The organism is Kitasatospora sp. MMS16-BH015 (assembly GCF_002943525.1).
Taxonomy (GTDB): domain Bacteria; phylum Actinomycetota; class Actinomycetes; order Streptomycetales; family Streptomycetaceae; genus Kitasatospora.
Genome location: NZ_CP025394.1, coordinates 5,037,855 through 5,053,309, shown reverse-complemented (window position 1 = coordinate 5,053,309; position 15,455 = coordinate 5,037,855). Strand labels below are relative to the sequence as shown.

At 73.2% G+C, this 15,455-nt stretch carries 14 protein-coding genes; 2 read left to right on the top strand and 12 right to left on the bottom strand.

Features of this window, described 5'->3' with window-relative positions:
- Nucleotides 1–32 precede the first annotated feature (32 nt).
- The gene (locus CFP65_RS21945; protein WP_158702306.1) at nt 33–1,277 is read right to left on the bottom strand and encodes a hypothetical protein; all 1,245 of its coding nucleotides are present in this window, start codon (nt 1,275–1,277) and stop codon (nt 33–35) included.
- Nucleotides 1,278–1,481: 204 nt separating this feature from the next.
- Between CFP65_RS21945 and CFP65_RS21940 the strand changes: the two genes are divergently transcribed.
- The gene (locus CFP65_RS21940; RefSeq protein WP_104817787.1) at nt 1,482–2,243 is read left to right on the top strand and encodes an alpha/beta hydrolase; all 762 of its coding nucleotides are present in this window, start codon (nt 1,482–1,484) and stop codon (nt 2,241–2,243) included.
- A gap of 7 nt (nt 2,244–2,250) precedes the next feature.
- Here CFP65_RS21940 and CFP65_RS21935 read toward each other — a convergent pair whose 3' ends face one another.
- The 6 genes from CFP65_RS21935 to CFP65_RS21910 form a co-directional block, all read right to left on the bottom strand.
- Nucleotides 2,251–2,742 (bottom strand): DUF3180 domain-containing protein, encoded by a 492-nt coding sequence (locus CFP65_RS21935; protein WP_104817786.1) that lies wholly within the window; start codon nt 2,740–2,742, stop codon nt 2,251–2,253.
- Nucleotides 2,743–3,171: 429 nt separating this feature from the next.
- A complete protein-coding gene (gene folK, locus CFP65_RS21930; RefSeq protein ID WP_104817785.1) occupies nt 3,172–3,771 on the bottom strand; it encodes a 2-amino-4-hydroxy-6-hydroxymethyldihydropteridine diphosphokinase in 600 nt (199 codons plus the stop codon).
- A gap of 43 nt (nt 3,772–3,814) precedes the next feature.
- Nucleotides 3,815–4,174 carry a dihydroneopterin aldolase gene (folB, locus tag CFP65_RS21925; protein ID WP_104821035.1) on the bottom strand — a complete coding sequence of 120 codons (360 nt, stop codon included), beginning with the start codon at nt 4,172–4,174 and terminating at the stop codon, nt 3,815–3,817.
- 199 nt (nt 4,175–4,373) lie between these two features.
- Entirely contained in the window at nt 4,374–4,871 is a 498-nt protein-coding gene (locus CFP65_RS21920; RefSeq protein ID WP_104817784.1) for a nuclear transport factor 2 family protein, read from the bottom strand.
- Nucleotides 4,872–4,893: 22 nt separating this feature from the next.
- The gene (gene folP / locus CFP65_RS21915; protein WP_104817783.1) at nt 4,894–5,760 is read right to left on the bottom strand and encodes a dihydropteroate synthase; all 867 of its coding nucleotides are present in this window, start codon (nt 5,758–5,760) and stop codon (nt 4,894–4,896) included.
- A 57-nt stretch (nt 5,761–5,817) separates the two neighbouring features.
- Complete coding sequence (locus tag CFP65_RS21910; RefSeq protein ID WP_104817782.1) at nt 5,818–7,665, bottom strand: phosphatidylglycerol lysyltransferase domain-containing protein; 1,848 nt, start codon at nt 7,663–7,665, stop codon at nt 5,818–5,820.
- 385 nt (nt 7,666–8,050) lie between these two features.
- Here CFP65_RS21910 and CFP65_RS21905 point away from each other — a divergent pair, with 385 nt between their 5' ends.
- The gene (locus tag CFP65_RS21905) at nt 8,051–9,232 is read left to right on the top strand and encodes an esterase family protein (protein ID WP_104817781.1); all 1,182 of its coding nucleotides are present in this window, start codon (nt 8,051–8,053) and stop codon (nt 9,230–9,232) included.
- 34 nt (nt 9,233–9,266) lie between these two features.
- On the opposite strand, the gene folE is transcribed toward CFP65_RS21905, so the two are convergent.
- The 5 genes from folE to CFP65_RS21880 form a co-directional block, all read right to left on the bottom strand.
- Nucleotides 9,267–9,872, bottom strand: coding sequence for a GTP cyclohydrolase I FolE (folE, locus tag CFP65_RS21900; protein ID WP_104817780.1), 606 nt, complete (start codon nt 9,870–9,872; stop codon nt 9,267–9,269).
- 96 nt (nt 9,873–9,968) lie between these two features.
- Complete coding sequence (gene ftsH / locus CFP65_RS21895; protein ID WP_104817779.1) at nt 9,969–12,008, bottom strand: ATP-dependent zinc metalloprotease FtsH; 2,040 nt, start codon at nt 12,006–12,008, stop codon at nt 9,969–9,971.
- 229 nt (nt 12,009–12,237) lie between these two features.
- On the bottom strand, nt 12,238–12,792 hold the full coding sequence (gene hpt, locus CFP65_RS21890) for a hypoxanthine phosphoribosyltransferase (RefSeq protein ID WP_104817778.1): 555 nt from the start codon (nt 12,790–12,792) through the stop codon (nt 12,238–12,240).
- A 66-nt stretch (nt 12,793–12,858) separates the two neighbouring features.
- Nucleotides 12,859–14,001, bottom strand: coding sequence for a tRNA lysidine(34) synthetase TilS (gene tilS, locus CFP65_RS21885; RefSeq protein WP_104817777.1), 1,143 nt, complete (start codon nt 13,999–14,001; stop codon nt 12,859–12,861).
- A gap of 208 nt (nt 14,002–14,209) precedes the next feature.
- On the bottom strand, nt 14,210–15,382 hold the full coding sequence (locus CFP65_RS21880) for a zinc-dependent metalloprotease (RefSeq protein WP_104817776.1): 1,173 nt from the start codon (nt 15,380–15,382) through the stop codon (nt 14,210–14,212).
- Nucleotides 15,383–15,455: the final 73 nt, after the last annotated feature.

The window sequence follows — 15,455 nt, the reverse complement described above, 5'->3', positions numbered from 1 at the left end:
GGGGTGCGGGCCCTCTCCGCACCCGGTACCGCTCAGCGGTGGTTGGCGCGCAGCTCCGAGACCTCCAGGCCCACGGTGTCGTCCTCCGTGGTGAGGTCCACGACCTCCGGCCGGCCGTGCTCGGCGGCGGCCTCGGCCGCCACCGGCGCGATCTCGGCGACCGGCTCCACCACCGTCTCGGTCACGGCCTGCTCGGCGTACCGGGCCGTCTCGGCCAGCGCCTCGTCACCGAGCACGTCCGCCAGGTCCGTCACGCTGCCGACCGCCGGGGCCGGAGCGGCCGGGCGCAGCGGCGTGGCGGTCCGCCCGAAGAAGCTGAAGGTCCGCCCGTTGGCCGCCTGCGGCCGGGGCCGCTGCTGTGACCGCCCGGCCGGCACGATCGCCGCCGCCTGCGCCCCGCCCAGCGGCTCCACGGCCGCCGTGAGCACCGGCCGCAGCGGCGCCGCCTCGATCCCCGCCCGCAGCGCGTGCACGGCCCGCTCGCCCGCCGCCGGAGCGGCACCCTCGGCGCCACCCGCGCCCGGCGCAGCCACCGGAGCACCCTCGACCGCCGAGCCCGCGCCGACGGACGCCGCGCCGGCCGAAGCAGCACCGACCGCAGCAGCACCGAGGCCGGCACCCACCGAACCCGTGCCCACCGAACCGGTACCGACCGGGGCGAGCGCGTTGGCCGAGACGTCGACGGCGGCCGAAACGGACGCCGGGGCCGCCGTAGCGGCCGGGACCAGGGCCGGGGCCGGACGGAGGGCGAGCTGGGCGCGGTTGGCCGCGCTCTCGCGCAGGCGCTCGACCCGGTCGGCCTCGCGCTCCAGGTGGCGCAGGACGGCGCCGGCCCGGACGTAGGCGGCCGCCGTCACGGGGTGGCGGGGCCGGGTCGCGGCGAGCGCCTTCTGGGCCGCCTCGGCGTCCTTGAGGGCCTGGGCCGCGACCATCACCGCGCGCTCCTTGAGCAGCCGGGCGATCTCGGTCTCGGCCTTCGCCAGCCGGGACTTCTCCGCCGTCAGCCGGCGCCCGAACCGGGCCGCCCGCTCCTCGGCGACCTCGGCCGCGTACTCGGCCTCGGCCAACTGCTCCTCGAACCGCTCCTCGTCCCGCAGCCGCCGGGTCGCGGCCAGCTCGGCCGCCGCCCGACCGTCCCGGTCGCGCTGCCGCAGCAGCACCCCGAGGCCGACCGAGACCAGCACGGCCGCCACGCCCACCGACCGGGCCAGCGCCCCGTCCGGACTGGCGACCACCGCGGCCAACGCGGCAACGGTGAGCACCCCTGCGATGATCATGGGCGCAGAGCGGCCGAGGACTGAGGAATGACGGTGGCGTCCGCGTGACATGGCAAAGAAACTAGCGTGCGAATTGGCACCCTGTCAGCCTGGGCCCCTTTTCGGCTCTTGACAGACCGTCGGCGCCACCTGGGGTACACGGACGCCTACCTGACGTCACGACAACCGGCCCCGTCCGCGCACCACCCGAACGAGGAGGCACCCGTGTCCACGCTGCACACGGTGGAGTACGGCCCGAGCGGCCGGCTGCTCGACATCCACCGGCCCGCCCCGGCCGAGGACGGCCCGGCGGACCCCCGGCCGACCGTCCTGCTCTGGCACGGCCGGGGGCCGGACGAGCGGGACGTGCTCGGCACGTTGGCCCAGGCCACGGCGGCCCTCGGAGTGACCGTGCTGGTCCCGGACTGGCGGCCGGACGCCCCCGACCAGGGAATGGCACATCTGCTCGAATCCGTCACCTTCGCCCGCCGGTACGCGGCCGCCGAAGGGACCCCGCTGGTGCTGGCCGGCTGGTCGCTCGGCGGCAAGTGCGCGGTGAGCGTCGCCCTGGAGGGCCTGCCCGGGCAGTCCGACTGGCGCCCCCGGGCCGTGGTCTCGATCGCGGGCGGGTTCACCACCCCGTCCCCGACCACCGGCACCACCCCACTGGCCGCCGCCCAGGCGCTCGGGACGCTCGGGACAGCCCGACGGGAGACGGCGGCCGCTCCCGTCCCGGTCCACCTGATCCACGGCAGCACGGACGAGGTGGTGCCCGCCGAGCAGTCCCGCACCCTGTACGAGACCCTCACCGCCCACGGGCACCCGGTCACCCTGGACGAGTCGCCCACCGACCACGCGGGGATCGTGCTCACCGAGTACTCCCCCGCCCGGCAGCGCTGTCTGCCGGCGCCGGACCACCGGCCCGGGCACCTGACGGCCCGCCTGCTCGCCCGCTACGCGACCGAGGCCGGCGGACGAGCACACTGAGGAGACGTCAGCGGGCCGAGGGGGCCGGGCCCGGGGTCGGGTCGTTGTGGTCCTCGGGGAGCTTGCAGACGTGCTGGAGCCAGAGGGCGGCGGCCACCACGGCGGCGCCGGTCAGCACCGCGAAGCCGGCGGTGATCGCCTGCGACTTGCGGGCCGCGATGTCCAGCAGGCCGAGCAGGTAGACGCCGGCCCCGGCGTAGATGCCGGTGGCCACCGCCGCGACCAGGGCGCTGGCCTGGGCCAGCACAACCGCCCGGGCCGCGCTCAGCGGGTCGACCGCCTTGGCGCCGGGCCGCCGCTCACGGGCGGCCTTGAGCCGGGCCCGGAGCGAGATCGCCGTGGCGAGCAGCACCACCGCGACCACCGCCAGCACGATGGGGGCGGCGGTCGGCACCCCGGGCAGCTGCCCGACGGAGTCCCAGAGCTTGGCACCGGCCCAGGCGAGCACCCCCGCCACGGCGGCGATACCCAGGAGCAGGCGGAGGCGGAGCGGCTTCACGAAGGCTGGGTCCCTTCCCGGCGGACGAGCGGAGGTGCGGGCTGGCGGAGGTACGGGCTGGCGGAGGTGCGGACGAGCAGCGGTACGGCGGCACGGACGGGCCGGCGCCACCAGCGGCACCACCCCGGTCGGCCGGGCGAGGCACACCCGGCGGCGGCCCTGCCAGGCCACGGTACCGGCCGCACTCCACCGACCACCTACTCGTACGGCCGACGCCCACCCCGGAGTTCCCGCCGGAGCCCCACCGACTCTCCCCCGACCCCGCCGGAGCCCCGCCGACCGTCTGCCCCGACCGTCTGCCCCGGCCGCGCCCGGCCACTCCCTCAGCGCCCGGCCACGCCGGCGAGATCCGGCAGCGCCGGCGACATCCGGCGACATCCGGCGGCGCCGGCGACATCCAGCAGTGCCGGCAGCGACGGCAGCGCCCGATTACTCCGGCAGTCGCAGCTGGATGTCGTCCCGGCGCCAGACGGCCTCCTCGGCCTCGGCGCCGAGGCCCTTGAGCAGGTCGGTGATCCGGCCGAGGCCCGGGAGTTCGGCGTCCGGCTCGGCGTCGGCCCAGGGGGCGAGCACGAAGGCGCGCTCGTGGGCGCGCGGGTGCGGGAGGAGGAGGCGCGGGTCGGTGGAGGTGACGCCCTCGTAGGCGAGGATGTCCACGTCCAGGGTGCGGGGGCCCCAGCGGACCTCACGGACCCGGCCGAAGGCGTCCTCGATCGCGTTGCCCCGCTCGAGCAGCGGGCCCGGCGGCAGCGTGGTGCGCAGCAGCACCACGGCGTTGTAGTAGTTGGGCTGCTCGGCGGGGCCGCCCACGGCCTCGGTCTCGAAGACGCCGGAGACGGCGGTGATCCGGATGCCCGGGGTGTCCTCCAGCGCGTCCACGGCGCCTTGGAGGGTCTCCAGGCGGTTGCCGAGGTTGCTGCCGAGGGCGATCACCGCGGTGCGCGGGTTGTGCAGGGTGAGATCGGCACTGTCGACGCGCCGCTCCAGGTCGAACGTGGTCGGCGAGGCGGTCGGGTCGCTGGTGCTCATCGGAGTTCCTCTGCGGCTGGAGCGGTGGCGGGGTACGCGTACCTCACGCGCGGCCCCGGTGGATGGTGATGGTGACGTCGTCGAACGGCACGGTGATCGGGGCGTCCGGCTTGTGGACGGTGACCTCGACCTCCTCGACGGCTTCGTGCTTCAGGCACTGGTCGGCGATCCGCTGGGCCAGGGTCTCGATCAGGTCGACCGGCTCGCCGGCGATGATCGCGGTGACCTCCTCGGCCACCACGCCGTAGTGCGCGGTGCGGGTCAGGTCGTCCCCGGAGGCCGCCGGACGGGTGTCCAGGTAGAGCACCAGGTCGACCACGAAGGTCTGCCCCTCGATGCGCTCGCGCTCGAAGACGCCGTGGTGGCCCCGGGCACGCAGGCCCCGCAGGCTGACGCGGTCCAGCAACTCAACTCTCCCAGCTCAACTGCGGCGGGCACGGGCGCCCGCCGTACTCGAATCTACCTGCGGGAACGGACGGACCCCGACCGTCCCGCCCGGCGTGTGCGGGCGCGCTACGCGCCGTTTCGGCGATTGACGGCGGCGGGCGTGCCGCCCCGCGGACCGGGCGGCCCGCCCGTCGCCGCCCGCCGCTACGTCCGGCCTATTCCTCGTCCTCGTCGTCGCCGCTGGTCAGCACGGGTGAACCGTGGTGCGACCAGAGCTTCCAGCCGTCCACCGTCCGGCGGAACAGGTTGGTCGAGACGACCTTGCCGCCCACCAGCGGGCCCAGCTCGCCCTCCTCCTCGGCCTCGCCGCCGGAGAGGATGTTCTCGGTGCAGGTGACCAGGGCCACATCGCCCTGCACCTCCACCTCGACATCGGTCAGGAAGAACTGGATGTACTCCGTGTTCATCATGATCAGCATGTACGAGCGGGTCACCTGGGCCCGCCCGCGCAGCACCGGCCAGCCGGGGTGCACACAGACCACCCCGCCCTTGTCGTCGGCCTCGGCCGCACCGAGCCAGATCGACTCCACTGCCTCCAGGTCGCCGTTCTCCAGCGCCTCGTAGAGAGCCTGGTTCGCCGCCAGCACGGCCTCCCGGTCCAGCTCCGGCTCCGCCGCGCGGTCGCTGCCGCTCACCCTGCCGTCACCCGCCATGCCTCTCCTCCCAAACCGTCGGTCAGGCCCTCCCGCCGGCCGCCCGCTGCCAGGCGGCCACCACCCGTACGGCGTCGGCCGTGCCGGCCACGTCGTGCACCCGCACCGCCCAGGCACCCGCCTGGGCCGCGAGCGCCGAGACGGCCGCCGTGGCGTCGTCCCGCTGCCGGGCGGGCCGGAGCTCCCCGGTTTCCGGGTCGGCGAGCAGCGTACCCAGGAACCGCTTGCGCGATGCGGCCACCAGGAGAGGGCGGCCGAGCGCGGTGAGCACGTGCAGGCCGCCGAGCAGCTCCCAGTTGTGCTCCAGCGTCTTGGCGAAGCCCAGCCCCGGGTCGAGGACCAGCTGCTCCTCCTTGACCCCGGCCGCCAGCAGTTCGGCCACCCGGGCCGTCAGCTCGGCCGCCACCTCGGTGACCACGTCCCCGTACACCGCCAGGTCGTCCATCTCGGCCGACTGCCCGCGCCAGTGCATCACCACGAACGGCGCGCCGCTCGCGGCGACCACCTCGGCCATCCCCGGGTCGGCCAGCCCGCCGGAGACATCGTTGACCAACCGGGCCCCGGCGGCCAGCGCCTGCTCGGCCACGGCGGCCCGCATGGTGTCCACGCTGACCACCACCCCGGCCGCGGCCAGCTCCCGGACCACCGGGATCACCCGGCGCAACTCCTCCGCCTCGGTCACCCGCTGGGCCCCCGGGCGGGTCGACTCACCGCCCACGTCCACCAGGTCGGCGCCCTGGGCGGTGAGGGCCAGCCCGTGCGCGACGGCTGCCGCCGGGTCGAGCCAGAGCCCGCCGTCGGAGAACGAGTCGGGGGTGACGTTGACGATGCCCATCACCGCGCAGCGGTCGAGCAGGGGGAGACCGGGGAGGCCAGGGAGGGTGGTCATGCAGTCATTATCGAAGAAGGGGGTGTGGGGAGCCCCGCTCCCCACACCCCCACGGGCTCAGGCTGCCTCGGTGACCGAGACCGCCGTCGGCTCGGGCATCAGGCCCTGGCGCTGCTTCTTGCGGCCGAACTTCGGCATGCCCAGGGTGATGAAGGCCTCCGCCTGCATCACGGCGAAGCCGATCCGGGGCAGGTCGCGGGTGGCCGGGTAGACCAGGAACCGCGGCTCCCACTCGGGCTGGAACTTCGCGTTGAACTTGTACAGCGACTCGATCTGGAACCAGCGCGAGAGGAAGACCAGCAGCCCGCGCCAGGCGCGCAGCACCGGGCCCGCGCCGATCCGCTCGCCGCGGGCCAGCGCCGAGCGGAACATCGCGAAGTTGAGCGAGACCCGCTTCACGCCGAGGGCCGGCACCTCCTGCAGGGCCGCGACGATCAGCAGCTCGTTCAGGCCCGGGTCGGCCGCGCGGTCGCGCCGCATCAGCTCCAGCGAGATCCCGTCCGGGCCCCAGGGCACGAAGTGCAGCACCGCGCGCAGGTCGTCCCCGGTCGCGTAGCCGGGCTCGCCCTCCTCGGGGGCCTTGTGGGCGGTGACCACCACGCAGCCGTCGTCCACCGGGTCGCCGAAGCGGCCCAGCGCCATCGAGAAGCCGCGCTCGGTGTCGGTGCCGCGCCAGCGGGCGGCGGCGTCGGCGATCCGGCGCTTCTCCTCCAGCTCCAGCTCGCCGACCCGGCGCACCTGGCAGGAGTAGCCGTTGCGCTCGATCCGCTTGACCATCTGGCGGACGTTGCGCATCGCGCGGCCGGAGAGCGAGAAGGTCGCGGTGTCCACGATCGCCTCGTCGCCGAGCTCCAGCGCGTCCAGGCCCGCCTCGCGGGTCCACACCTCGCCGCCGACCTCGCTGCAGCCGACCACGGCCGGCACCCAGGCGTGCGCCCGGGCCTCGGCCATGAAGACCTTGATCGCGCCGGGCCAGGCCTCCACATCGCCCACCGGGTCACCGGAGGCGAGCATCACGCCGGAGATCACCCGGTAGGAGATCGCGGCCTTGCCGGTGGGCGAGAAGAGCACGCTCTTGTCGCGGCGCAGCGCGAAGTAGCCCAGCGAGTCGCGGACGCCGTGCCGCTCCAGCAGGGCGCGCACCTTGACCTCGTCCTCGGCCGTGAGCACCGGCTCGGGCTTCTCCGGGCGCAGCAGCAGGTACGCGGTGGTGAGCGCGGTGACCAGGCCGAGCGCGGCCAGCGAGTAGTAGACCAGGTCGGCGACCCGATCGCTGTGGAAGCGCATCGGGCCCTCGAAGGCGAACAGCCCGAAGACCACGTGCTGCAGCCGGTCGGTGAAGCTCGGGTGCCCGACCTCGGAGCTCGGGTGCACGCTGACGATCAAGAGGCCGAGCAGCACGCTGACGATGCCCATCACGACCAGGTTGAACGCCGCCCGCCAGCGGGTGCGCGGGTCGGCCTTGGCGTAGAACTCGCGGCGGTGCACCAGCATCACCACGAGCAGCACGAGCGAGACCACGGCCGGGCCGACCTGGTGCCAGCGCAGGATGTGCAGCGCGGCGCCCACCGGCAGCAGCACGCAGACGGCCCGCCAGGCCCGCTGCTTGCGGCGGCGCAGCGCGTGCGCGAGCACCACCAGCAGGATGCCGACCATGAGGGTGCCCGCGGCGGCCAGCGTGGTGGTCCCGCCGGGCAGCTGGCCTGCCCAGGTGTGCACCTTGGTCTTGCGCAGCTTGGGGAAGATCGCGCTGGCGATGTTGACCAGCCCGATCAGCAGGCAGGCGTACCCCACGGCACCCGGGAGCCAGGCCCGGGGCACGGCGGCGGCTTGGTTACGGAGCGTCTGCAGACCGCGGCGACGGTGCTGCTCGGGGGACGGCTCAACGGACACGGGAACGCTCATGGTTGCTCAGCGTAGAGGCTGTTCCGGACTCTCCTGTCACTCCGGGGGAGGAGATGAGAGGGACCTTCATGGCAATTCCTTCGTCTGGCAATCAACTCGTCAAGAAAGCTTCCGCGGACGGTAATTCCGGGGAGTGGCGTTCTCGGGGGACGAGCACCTGGGGGACAGGGTGGGCCTCACCACGGCGCTACGGGACAGCGGCGCACGCGTTACACACGGTGGACGCCGCATTCTAGAGCCTCGGTTGCACCGGCCGCAGCGCCCCGGCGCGCCTTCCACCGAAAGGTGGGGGCGCTGCCCCGGGCGGCGCACCCCGGTGGCTGCCGCCGGGGCGCGCCCGCACGATGAACCCTGGCCCCGCAGCCGCGACGAGGGAAGGCAAGGCATGGAACTGACCAGCAGGCCGCTGGTGTACGCGCTGGCCGCGCTGGGCGCGGTCGGGCTGGTCGCGATCCTCTGGCTCTGGCCCAAGCTGGCCCGGCAGCGGCCGCTGCCGATGCTCGGCCGGATTGCCCTGCTGACGGTGGTTCAGCTGGCCGTGCTGAGCGTGCTGGCCCTGTCGGTCAACAACAGCTACGGGTTCTACACCTCCTGGAACGACCTGCTGCATCCCGGCGGCACCCCCCTCGCACTGGCCGCCGACCACCCCAAGGCGGCCGCTCCCAAGGCCGGGGCGCTGATCCAGCCGAGCACCGAGGGCGGCCTGGAGACGATCAAGGACCTGCCGCAGGGCAAGCCCGAGGAGGTCGGCCGGGTCGACTCGGTGCGGATCACCGGCACCGCCTCCGGCCTCTCCGACCAGGTCTTCGTCTACCTGCCGCCGGAGTACTTCGTGCCCCGGTACGCCCGGGAGCGCTTCCCGGTGCTGCTCACCCTGGCCGGCTACCCGGGGCCCTCGCTGCACCTGGTGGAGGGGCTGCGGGTGCCGCAGACCGCCTGGGAGCTGGAGCGCACCGGCCGGATGGCGCCCACCGTGATCGTGATGGCCCGGCCGAGCGTGGCCCCGCCGCGCAACACCGAGTGCGTGGACGTGGCGAACGGCCCGAAGACCGAGACCTGGTTCGCCAAGGACGTGCCGGCCGCCCTGCGGGCCACCTACCGGGTCAGCCGCTCCCCCGCCTCCTGGGGCGTGCTCGGCTACTCCACCGGCGGCAGCTGCGCGCTGCGGCTCTCGCTGCGCAACCCGGCGGTCTACCCGAACGCGACCGCGATGCACGCCGACTACCAGGTGCCGAACGACCGGTGGACGGACGGCGACCTGTTCGGCGGCGACAAGACCGCGGCCCTGCACAGCGACGTGGACTGGCGGCTGAAGAACCTGCCGGTGCCGAAGGTCTCGCTGCTGGTGATCAGCACCCGCACCGAGGAGGACTACGCGGCCACCCAGCAGTTCCTGGCCACCGCCCAGCAGGCGGCCGAGGCGCACCCCGACTTCCGGGCCGACTCGCTCTTCCTGGACGACGGCGGCCACAGCTTCGAGACCTGGCGCCGCGAGCTGCCGGCCGCCCTGGAGTGGATGAGCGACCACCTCAAGCCCCCGCAGGACATGGAACCCCGCCAGCAGTAGTCGCCGGCGGGGTCCTCCTGGGAAGGGCTGCGGGTCAGCGCCCGATGATGAGGCTCATCGCCTCGTTCCGGGTGGCCGGGTCGCGGAGCTGGCCCCGGACGGCCGAGGTGATGGTCTTGGCGCCCGGCTTGCGGATGCCGCGCATCGACATGCACATGTGCTCGCACTCGATCACCACGATCACCCCGCGCGGCTCCAGGATCCGCATCAGCGCGTCGGCCACCTGGGTGGTGAGCCGCTCCTGCACCTGCGGGCGGCGGGCGTACACGTCCACGAGCCGGGCCAGCTTGGAGAGCCCGGTGATCTTGCCGCTGGTGGACGGGATGTACCCGACGTGCGCCACCCCGCGGAAGGGCACCAGGTGGTGCTCGCAGGTCGAGTACACCTCGATGTCCTTGACCAGCACCATCTCGTCGTGGCCGAGGTCGAAGGTGGTGCTGAGCACGTCCTCCGGCTGCTGCCAGAGCCCGGCGAATATCTCCTTGTAGGCGCGGGCGACCCGGGCCGGCGTCTCCAGCAGGCCCTCGCGGTCCGGGTCCTCGCCGACGGCGATCAGGAGCTCGCGGACGGCGTTCTCGGCCCGCTTCTGATCGAACTGGCCGACGGTGGCCTCGCCGTCGAGCGTCACCGGGTCGATCATCACTGCCTCGCTTGGTCATCAGGAGAATGAGGGAACAGCACGGAAGCCGCGCCTCCAGGGTACAAACCCTGGTGGCGCGGCTTCCATTCCAGGCGGTTACGCCTCGCCGTCACCCGTGGTGGGCGGCAGCTTGACGATGTCGACGGAGGGGGCCTCGGCGGCGCCGTTGGTCAGCGCCAGCTCCTTCGGCGACTGCACCGGCGGCCGGGTGGACGGGGTGCGGCGGGCCGAACCCGTCCAGGCCGGGCGGGCCGGGCGGCGCACGATGGTGGAGAAGATCTCGGCGACCTGCTCCTTGTTGAGGGTCTCCTTCTCCAGGAGCTCCAGGACGAGGTTGTCGAGCACGTCGCGGTTCTCGACCAGGATCTCCCAGGCCTCGTTGTGCGCGTTCTCGATGAGCTTCTTGACCTCCTCGTCCACCAGCCCGGCGACCTCCTCGGAGTAGTCGCGCTGGTGGCCCATCTCGCGGCCCAGGAACGGCTCGGAGTTGTCCGAGCCGAACTTGATCGCGCCGAGGCGCTCGCTCATGCCGTACTGGGTGACCATCGCCCGGGCCGTGGCGGTGGCCTTCTCGATGTCGTTCGAGGCGCCGGTGGTCGGGTCGTGGAAGACCAGCTCCTCCGCCGCGCGCCCGCCCAGCATGTAGGCCAGCTGGTCGAGCATCTCGTTCCGGGTGGTCGAGTACTTGTCCTCGTCCGGCAGCACCATGGTGTAGCCGAGGGCGCGGCCCCGGGACAGGATGGTGATCTTGTGCACCGGGTCGGCGTTCGGGGAGGCCGCCGCGACCAGGGCGTGGCCGCCCTCGTGGTACGCGGTGATCTTCTTCTCCTTCTCCGACATGATCCGGGTCCGCTTCTGCGGGCCCGCGACCACGCGGTCGATCGCCTCGTCCAGGGTGCCGTTGTCGATCAGCTTCTTGTCCGAGCGGGCCGTCAGCAGCGCGGCCTCGTTCAGCACGTTGGCCAGGTCGGCGCCGGTGAAGCCCGGGGTGCGCTTGGCGACGGCCTTGAGGTCGACGTCCGGCGCGACGGGCTTGCCCTTCTGGTGCACCTTGAGGATGTCCAGACGGCCCATCAGGTCCGGGCGGTCGACCGCGATCTGGCGGTCGAAGCGGCCCGGGCGCAGCAGCGCCGGGTCGAGGATGTCGGGCCGGTTGGTCGCCGCGATCAGGATCACGCCGCCCTTGACGTCGAAGCCGTCCATCTCGACCAGCAGCTGGTTGAGGGTCTGCTCGCGCTCGTCGTGGCCACCGCCGAGGCCCGCACCGCGGTGCCGGCCGACGGCGTCGATCTCGTCGACGAAGACGATCGCCGGGGCGTTCGCCTTGGCCTGCTCGAAGAGGTCGCGGACGCGGCTGGCGCCGACACCCACGAACATCTCGACGAAGTCCGAGCCGGAGATCGAGTAGAACGGCACCCCGGCCTCACCGGCGACGGCACGCGCCAGCAGGGTCTTGCCGGTACCGGGCGGGCCGTAGAGCAGCACGCCCTTGGGGATCTTGGCGCCGACGGCCTGGAACTTGGCCGGCTCCTGGAGGAACTCCTTGATCTCGTGGAGCTCCTCGACCGCCTCGTCGGCACCCGCGACGTCCGCGAAGGTCGTCTTCGGGGTGTCCTTGGTGAGCAGCTTGGCCTTGGACTTGCCGAACTGCATGACCCGGGAGCCGCCGCCCTGCATCTGGTTCATCAGGAAGAGGAAGACCAGGACGATGATGACGATCGGCAGCATCGAGAGCAGCAGGCTGACGAAGGTCGACTGCTTCTCGGGGCTGACGGTGTAGCCCTCGGGCAGGGTGTTCGAGTCGCCGTCGTTGATCTGCCCCTGGAGGGTGGACGCGAGGTCCTTGCCCTGGGAGCCGATGTACGAGGCCTGGAACTTGCTGCCCGACGGAGTCTTGCCCGAGCTGGCGGACGGCAGCTTCTCGCCGTCCTTCAGCTGGATCTTGATGGTCTGTGAGTCACCGGTGGTGATCTGCGCCGACTTGACCTGCTTCGCGTCGATCGCCGCGACGATCTGCCCCGTGTCCACTGTCTTGTAGCCGTTCGAATCCGAAACGACCTGCATCAGCACCACGACGGCGAGGACGGCCAGCACGATCCACATGATCGGCGCACGGAAGTATCGCTTGACGTCCATCCATGCGGGGCGTTGCCGCCCCGTCCCTCCTGCCACTCAACGGCGCCGTGCGACTGTGGGGCCGTCGGCGCATCCGGTATGTGCTCATGAGAAGAGCGGTTAATGGGACCGTACCGCAGCACGCACCGCCAGCGGCGGGAGCACGACGACACGACGTATTCTCCTACCCCGGCTCAACGGGCGGGAAGAGCCTGCTGTTCCCGCCCGTGGGCCGAATAGGGGGAGAGTCTCAGCCGCCGTAGACGTGCGGCGCCAGCGTCCCGATGAAGGGGAGGTTGCGCAGCTTCTCGGCGTAGTCCAGGCCGTAGCCGACCACGAACTCGTTCGGGATGTCGAAACCGACGTACTTGACGTCGATCTCGACCTTGGCGGCGTCCGGCTTGCGGAGCAGCGTGCAGACCTCCAGCGAGGCCGGGCCGCGCGAGCCCAGGTTGCCGAGCAGCCAGGAGAGGGTCAGGCCGGAGTCGATGATGTCCTCGACGATCAGGACGTCCCGGCCGGCGATGTCGGTGTCGAGGTCCTTGAGGATCCGCACCACGCCGGAGGACTTGGTGCCCATCCCGTACGAGGAGACCGCCATCCAGTCCATCGTCACCTGGGAGTGCAGCGCGCGGGCGAGGTCCGCCATGACCATCACGGCGCCCTTGAGCACGCCGACGATCAGCAGATCGCGCCCGGCGTAGTCGCGGTCGATCCGCTCGGCCAGCTCCAGGAGCTTGGCGTCGATCTCGTCCTTGCTGATGAGCACCTTCGCCAGGTCGGCGCCCATGTCCTTGTCGTCCACCGGGGATACGTCCTCAAACGTTCGGGGTCCTGTGTCGGCGGCGGCCCTGCGGCCGGTGGTCACCCACTAGTCGCCCTGTCGCCGAAAGACCAGCGTGCCACACCTTCGGGTCGCCTCCACCCCCCCGGGTAGGTGCAGCGGGCCCTGGCCGCGCCAGCCGGTGACCAGCGAGTCCACCGCCTCCAGGTGACGGGCGAACAGGTCACCGGCCGGGCAGCCCGCGCGCAGCGCGGCCCGGCGGAGCACCCGGCGGCGCACCGCGGAGGGCAGTTCGGCCAGCCGCGCGACGTCCAGGGAGCCTTCGGCCGTCCGGAGGTCGCGCTCGGCGAGGGCGGCCCACTGGTCGAGCGCGTCGGCGTCGTCGCGGAACAGCCGGGCGGTGCGGGCCAGCGCCTCGGTGACCCCGGCGCCCAGATGCTTCTCCAGGACGGGGAGCACCTCGTGGCGCACCCGGGAGCGGGTGTAGGCCGGATCGGTGTTGTGCGGGTCGTCCCAGACCGGGATGGACTGCGCCGAGCAGGCCTGCCGGGTGGCCGAGCGGTCGAGCTCGAGCAGCGGGCGGCGGTAGCGGCCCTTCTGGGCGGGCATCCCGGCCAGTGAGCGGGCGCCGGAGCCGCGGGCCAGGCCCATCAGCACCGTCTCGGCCTGGTCGTCCCGGGTGTGCCCGAGCAGCACGGCCACCGCGCGGTGGCGCTCGGCGGCCTCGTCCAGGGCGGCGTAGCGGGCGTCCCGGGCGGCGTTCTCCGGCCCGCCCTGACGGCCCACCAGCACCGGGATCGCCTCCACCGGGTCGAGCCCGAGCTCGCGCAACCGGTCGGCCACCTGGCGGGCGCGCTCGGTCGAGCCCTCCTGGAGGCCGTGGTCGACGGTGACGGCCCCGACCCGCAGGCCGAGCTTGGGGGCCTCGAAGGCGGTCGCAGTGGCCAGCGCCATCGAGTCGGCGCCGCCGCTGACGGCGACCAGCACCAGCGGGGAGCCGGGCGCGGCCGGGGTGCGGGGCAGCCCGGAGGGGTGGCGGCGGGCGTTGCCGATCAGCGTGGTGGTGCCCCCCTGGCCGTGCAGGGCCGGGACGGGCTGCGCGTTGGCGGACTGGGGGGTGCGGGGCGCGCGGACGGGCGCGCCGAAGGTGGCACCGGCCTCGACGGCGAGGTCGGTGAGCGTGCGGCGGACGGCGAGACGTATCGCCGCGACGGCGGGGTGAGGTCCCACGGGGAAGCTCCGGAAGGGTCGGGAGTCGGTGACAGGGAGTCAGCTGTCCGTCACCGGGTGCTCACAGATGGTCGCAGAATCCGGGGGCGGGCTACGCCACCCGCGCCACCGGTACGACCACCGTCCCACGTACGGGTGAATGGAGAAACGTATCTCCGACCCCCGGATGTACGGCTGCGCCACTCGGACGGGCCGCCGTCGGCTCGGCTCACCCGATCACCCGGGCCACCCAGGCGGCCGGGTCGTGGATCTCCTCCTTGGTCGGCAGGGTGTTCGGGGAGGTCCAGACCCGGTTGAAGTCGGCCATCCCGACCCGGTCCACCACGCCCCGGACGAAGACCGCGCCGTCCTGGTACTGGCGCAGCTTGGCGTCCATCCCCAGCAGCCGGCGCAGCAGCTGGTCGATCCGGGTGGCACCCCTGTCCCGGCGGCGCTGGAACTTCTCCCGGATCTCGGCCACCGAGGGCACCACGGCCGGGCCGACCCCGTCCATCACCACGTCCGCGTGGCCCTCCAGCAGCGACATCACGGCGGTGAGCCGACCGAGGATCTCCCGCTGGGCCGGCGACTGGACGGCCTCCAGCAGGGTGCCCGGGGCCGAGCCGTCGCCCCGGCCGAGGCCCGGGAGGCCGCCGCCGAAGGCGTCGCGGGCCCGGTCGAGCAGGGCGGCGGCGTCCAGGTCGGTCTCGGTGAGGAAGGCCTGCACCTCGGCCTGGATGTGGTCGCGCAGCCAGGGCACGGCGGTGAACTGGGTGCGGTGGGTCTCCTCGTGCAGGCAGACCCAGAGCCGGAAGTCGTGCGGGGCCACGTCGAGTTCACGCTCGGCCTGGACGATGTTGGGCGCCACCAGCAGCAGCCGGCCCGGCTGGCGGGGCTGCTCGAACAGCGCGGCCGGGCTGTCCGGGGCGACCGGCTCGCCGGTCGGCCCCGGGGCCGCCTCGGGCTCGACCGGGGCGAAGGTCTCGTACTGGCCGAGCACCTTGGTGGAGAGGAAGGCCAGCACCGCGCCGAGCTCGACCCCGGTGGCCTTCTCCCCCAGCGAACCGAACACCGCCGCCCCCGGGGTGTCGCGGCGGCGGGCCGCCAGCTTCTCCACCAGCGGCCGGGTGACGGTACGGAAGCCCGCCACGTTGGCCCGCACCCAGCCCGGCCGGTCCACCACCAGCACCGGGGTCGCCGCCTCCTCCAGCAGGCTGGACGAGCGCATCCCGGTGTACGACCGGACGTGCTCCTCCGCTTCCAGCGCGTGCCGCCGCAACTCGGCGACCACCTCGCGCGCCTCGCCCCTGGTGATCTCCGGCCCGGACCGGGCCAGCCGCGTCGCCGTCGCGACCGCGAGCTCCCAGTCGACCATGTCCGCACCGCCACTCGCGCTCGTCATGCCCTCACCGTACGCAAGTGACAGGGGCGCGGGGAACTGCGCGGCCAGGACTGCACTCTGCTGCTCTCTTACG

Coding starts and splice junctions, on each gene's coding strand:
- CFP65_RS21880 (WP_104817776.1), bottom strand. CDS start 15,382: ATGACGAGCGCGAGTGGCGGTGCGGACATGGTCGACTGGGAGCTCGCG.
- CFP65_RS21945 (WP_158702306.1), bottom strand. CDS start 1,277: ATGATCATCGCAGGGGTGCTCACCGTTGCCGCGTTGGCCGCGGTGGTC.
- folK (WP_104817785.1), bottom strand. CDS start 3,771: ATGAGCACCAGCGACCCGACCGCCTCGCCGACCACGTTCGACCTGGAG.
- CFP65_RS21905 (WP_104817781.1), top strand. CDS start 8,051: ATGGAACTGACCAGCAGGCCGCTGGTGTACGCGCTGGCCGCGCTGGGC.
- ftsH (WP_104817779.1), bottom strand. CDS start 12,008: ATGGACGTCAAGCGATACTTCCGTGCGCCGATCATGTGGATCGTGCTG.
- CFP65_RS21910 (WP_104817782.1), bottom strand. CDS start 7,665: ATGAGCGTTCCCGTGTCCGTTGAGCCGTCCCCCGAGCAGCACCGTCGC.
- CFP65_RS21920 (WP_104817784.1), bottom strand. CDS start 4,871: ATGGCGGGTGACGGCAGGGTGAGCGGCAGCGACCGCGCGGCGGAGCCG.
- folE (WP_104817780.1), bottom strand. CDS start 9,872: ATGATCGACCCGGTGACGCTCGACGGCGAGGCCACCGTCGGCCAGTTC.
- folP (WP_104817783.1), bottom strand. CDS start 5,760: ATGACCACCCTCCCTGGCCTCCCCGGTCTCCCCCTGCTCGACCGCTGC.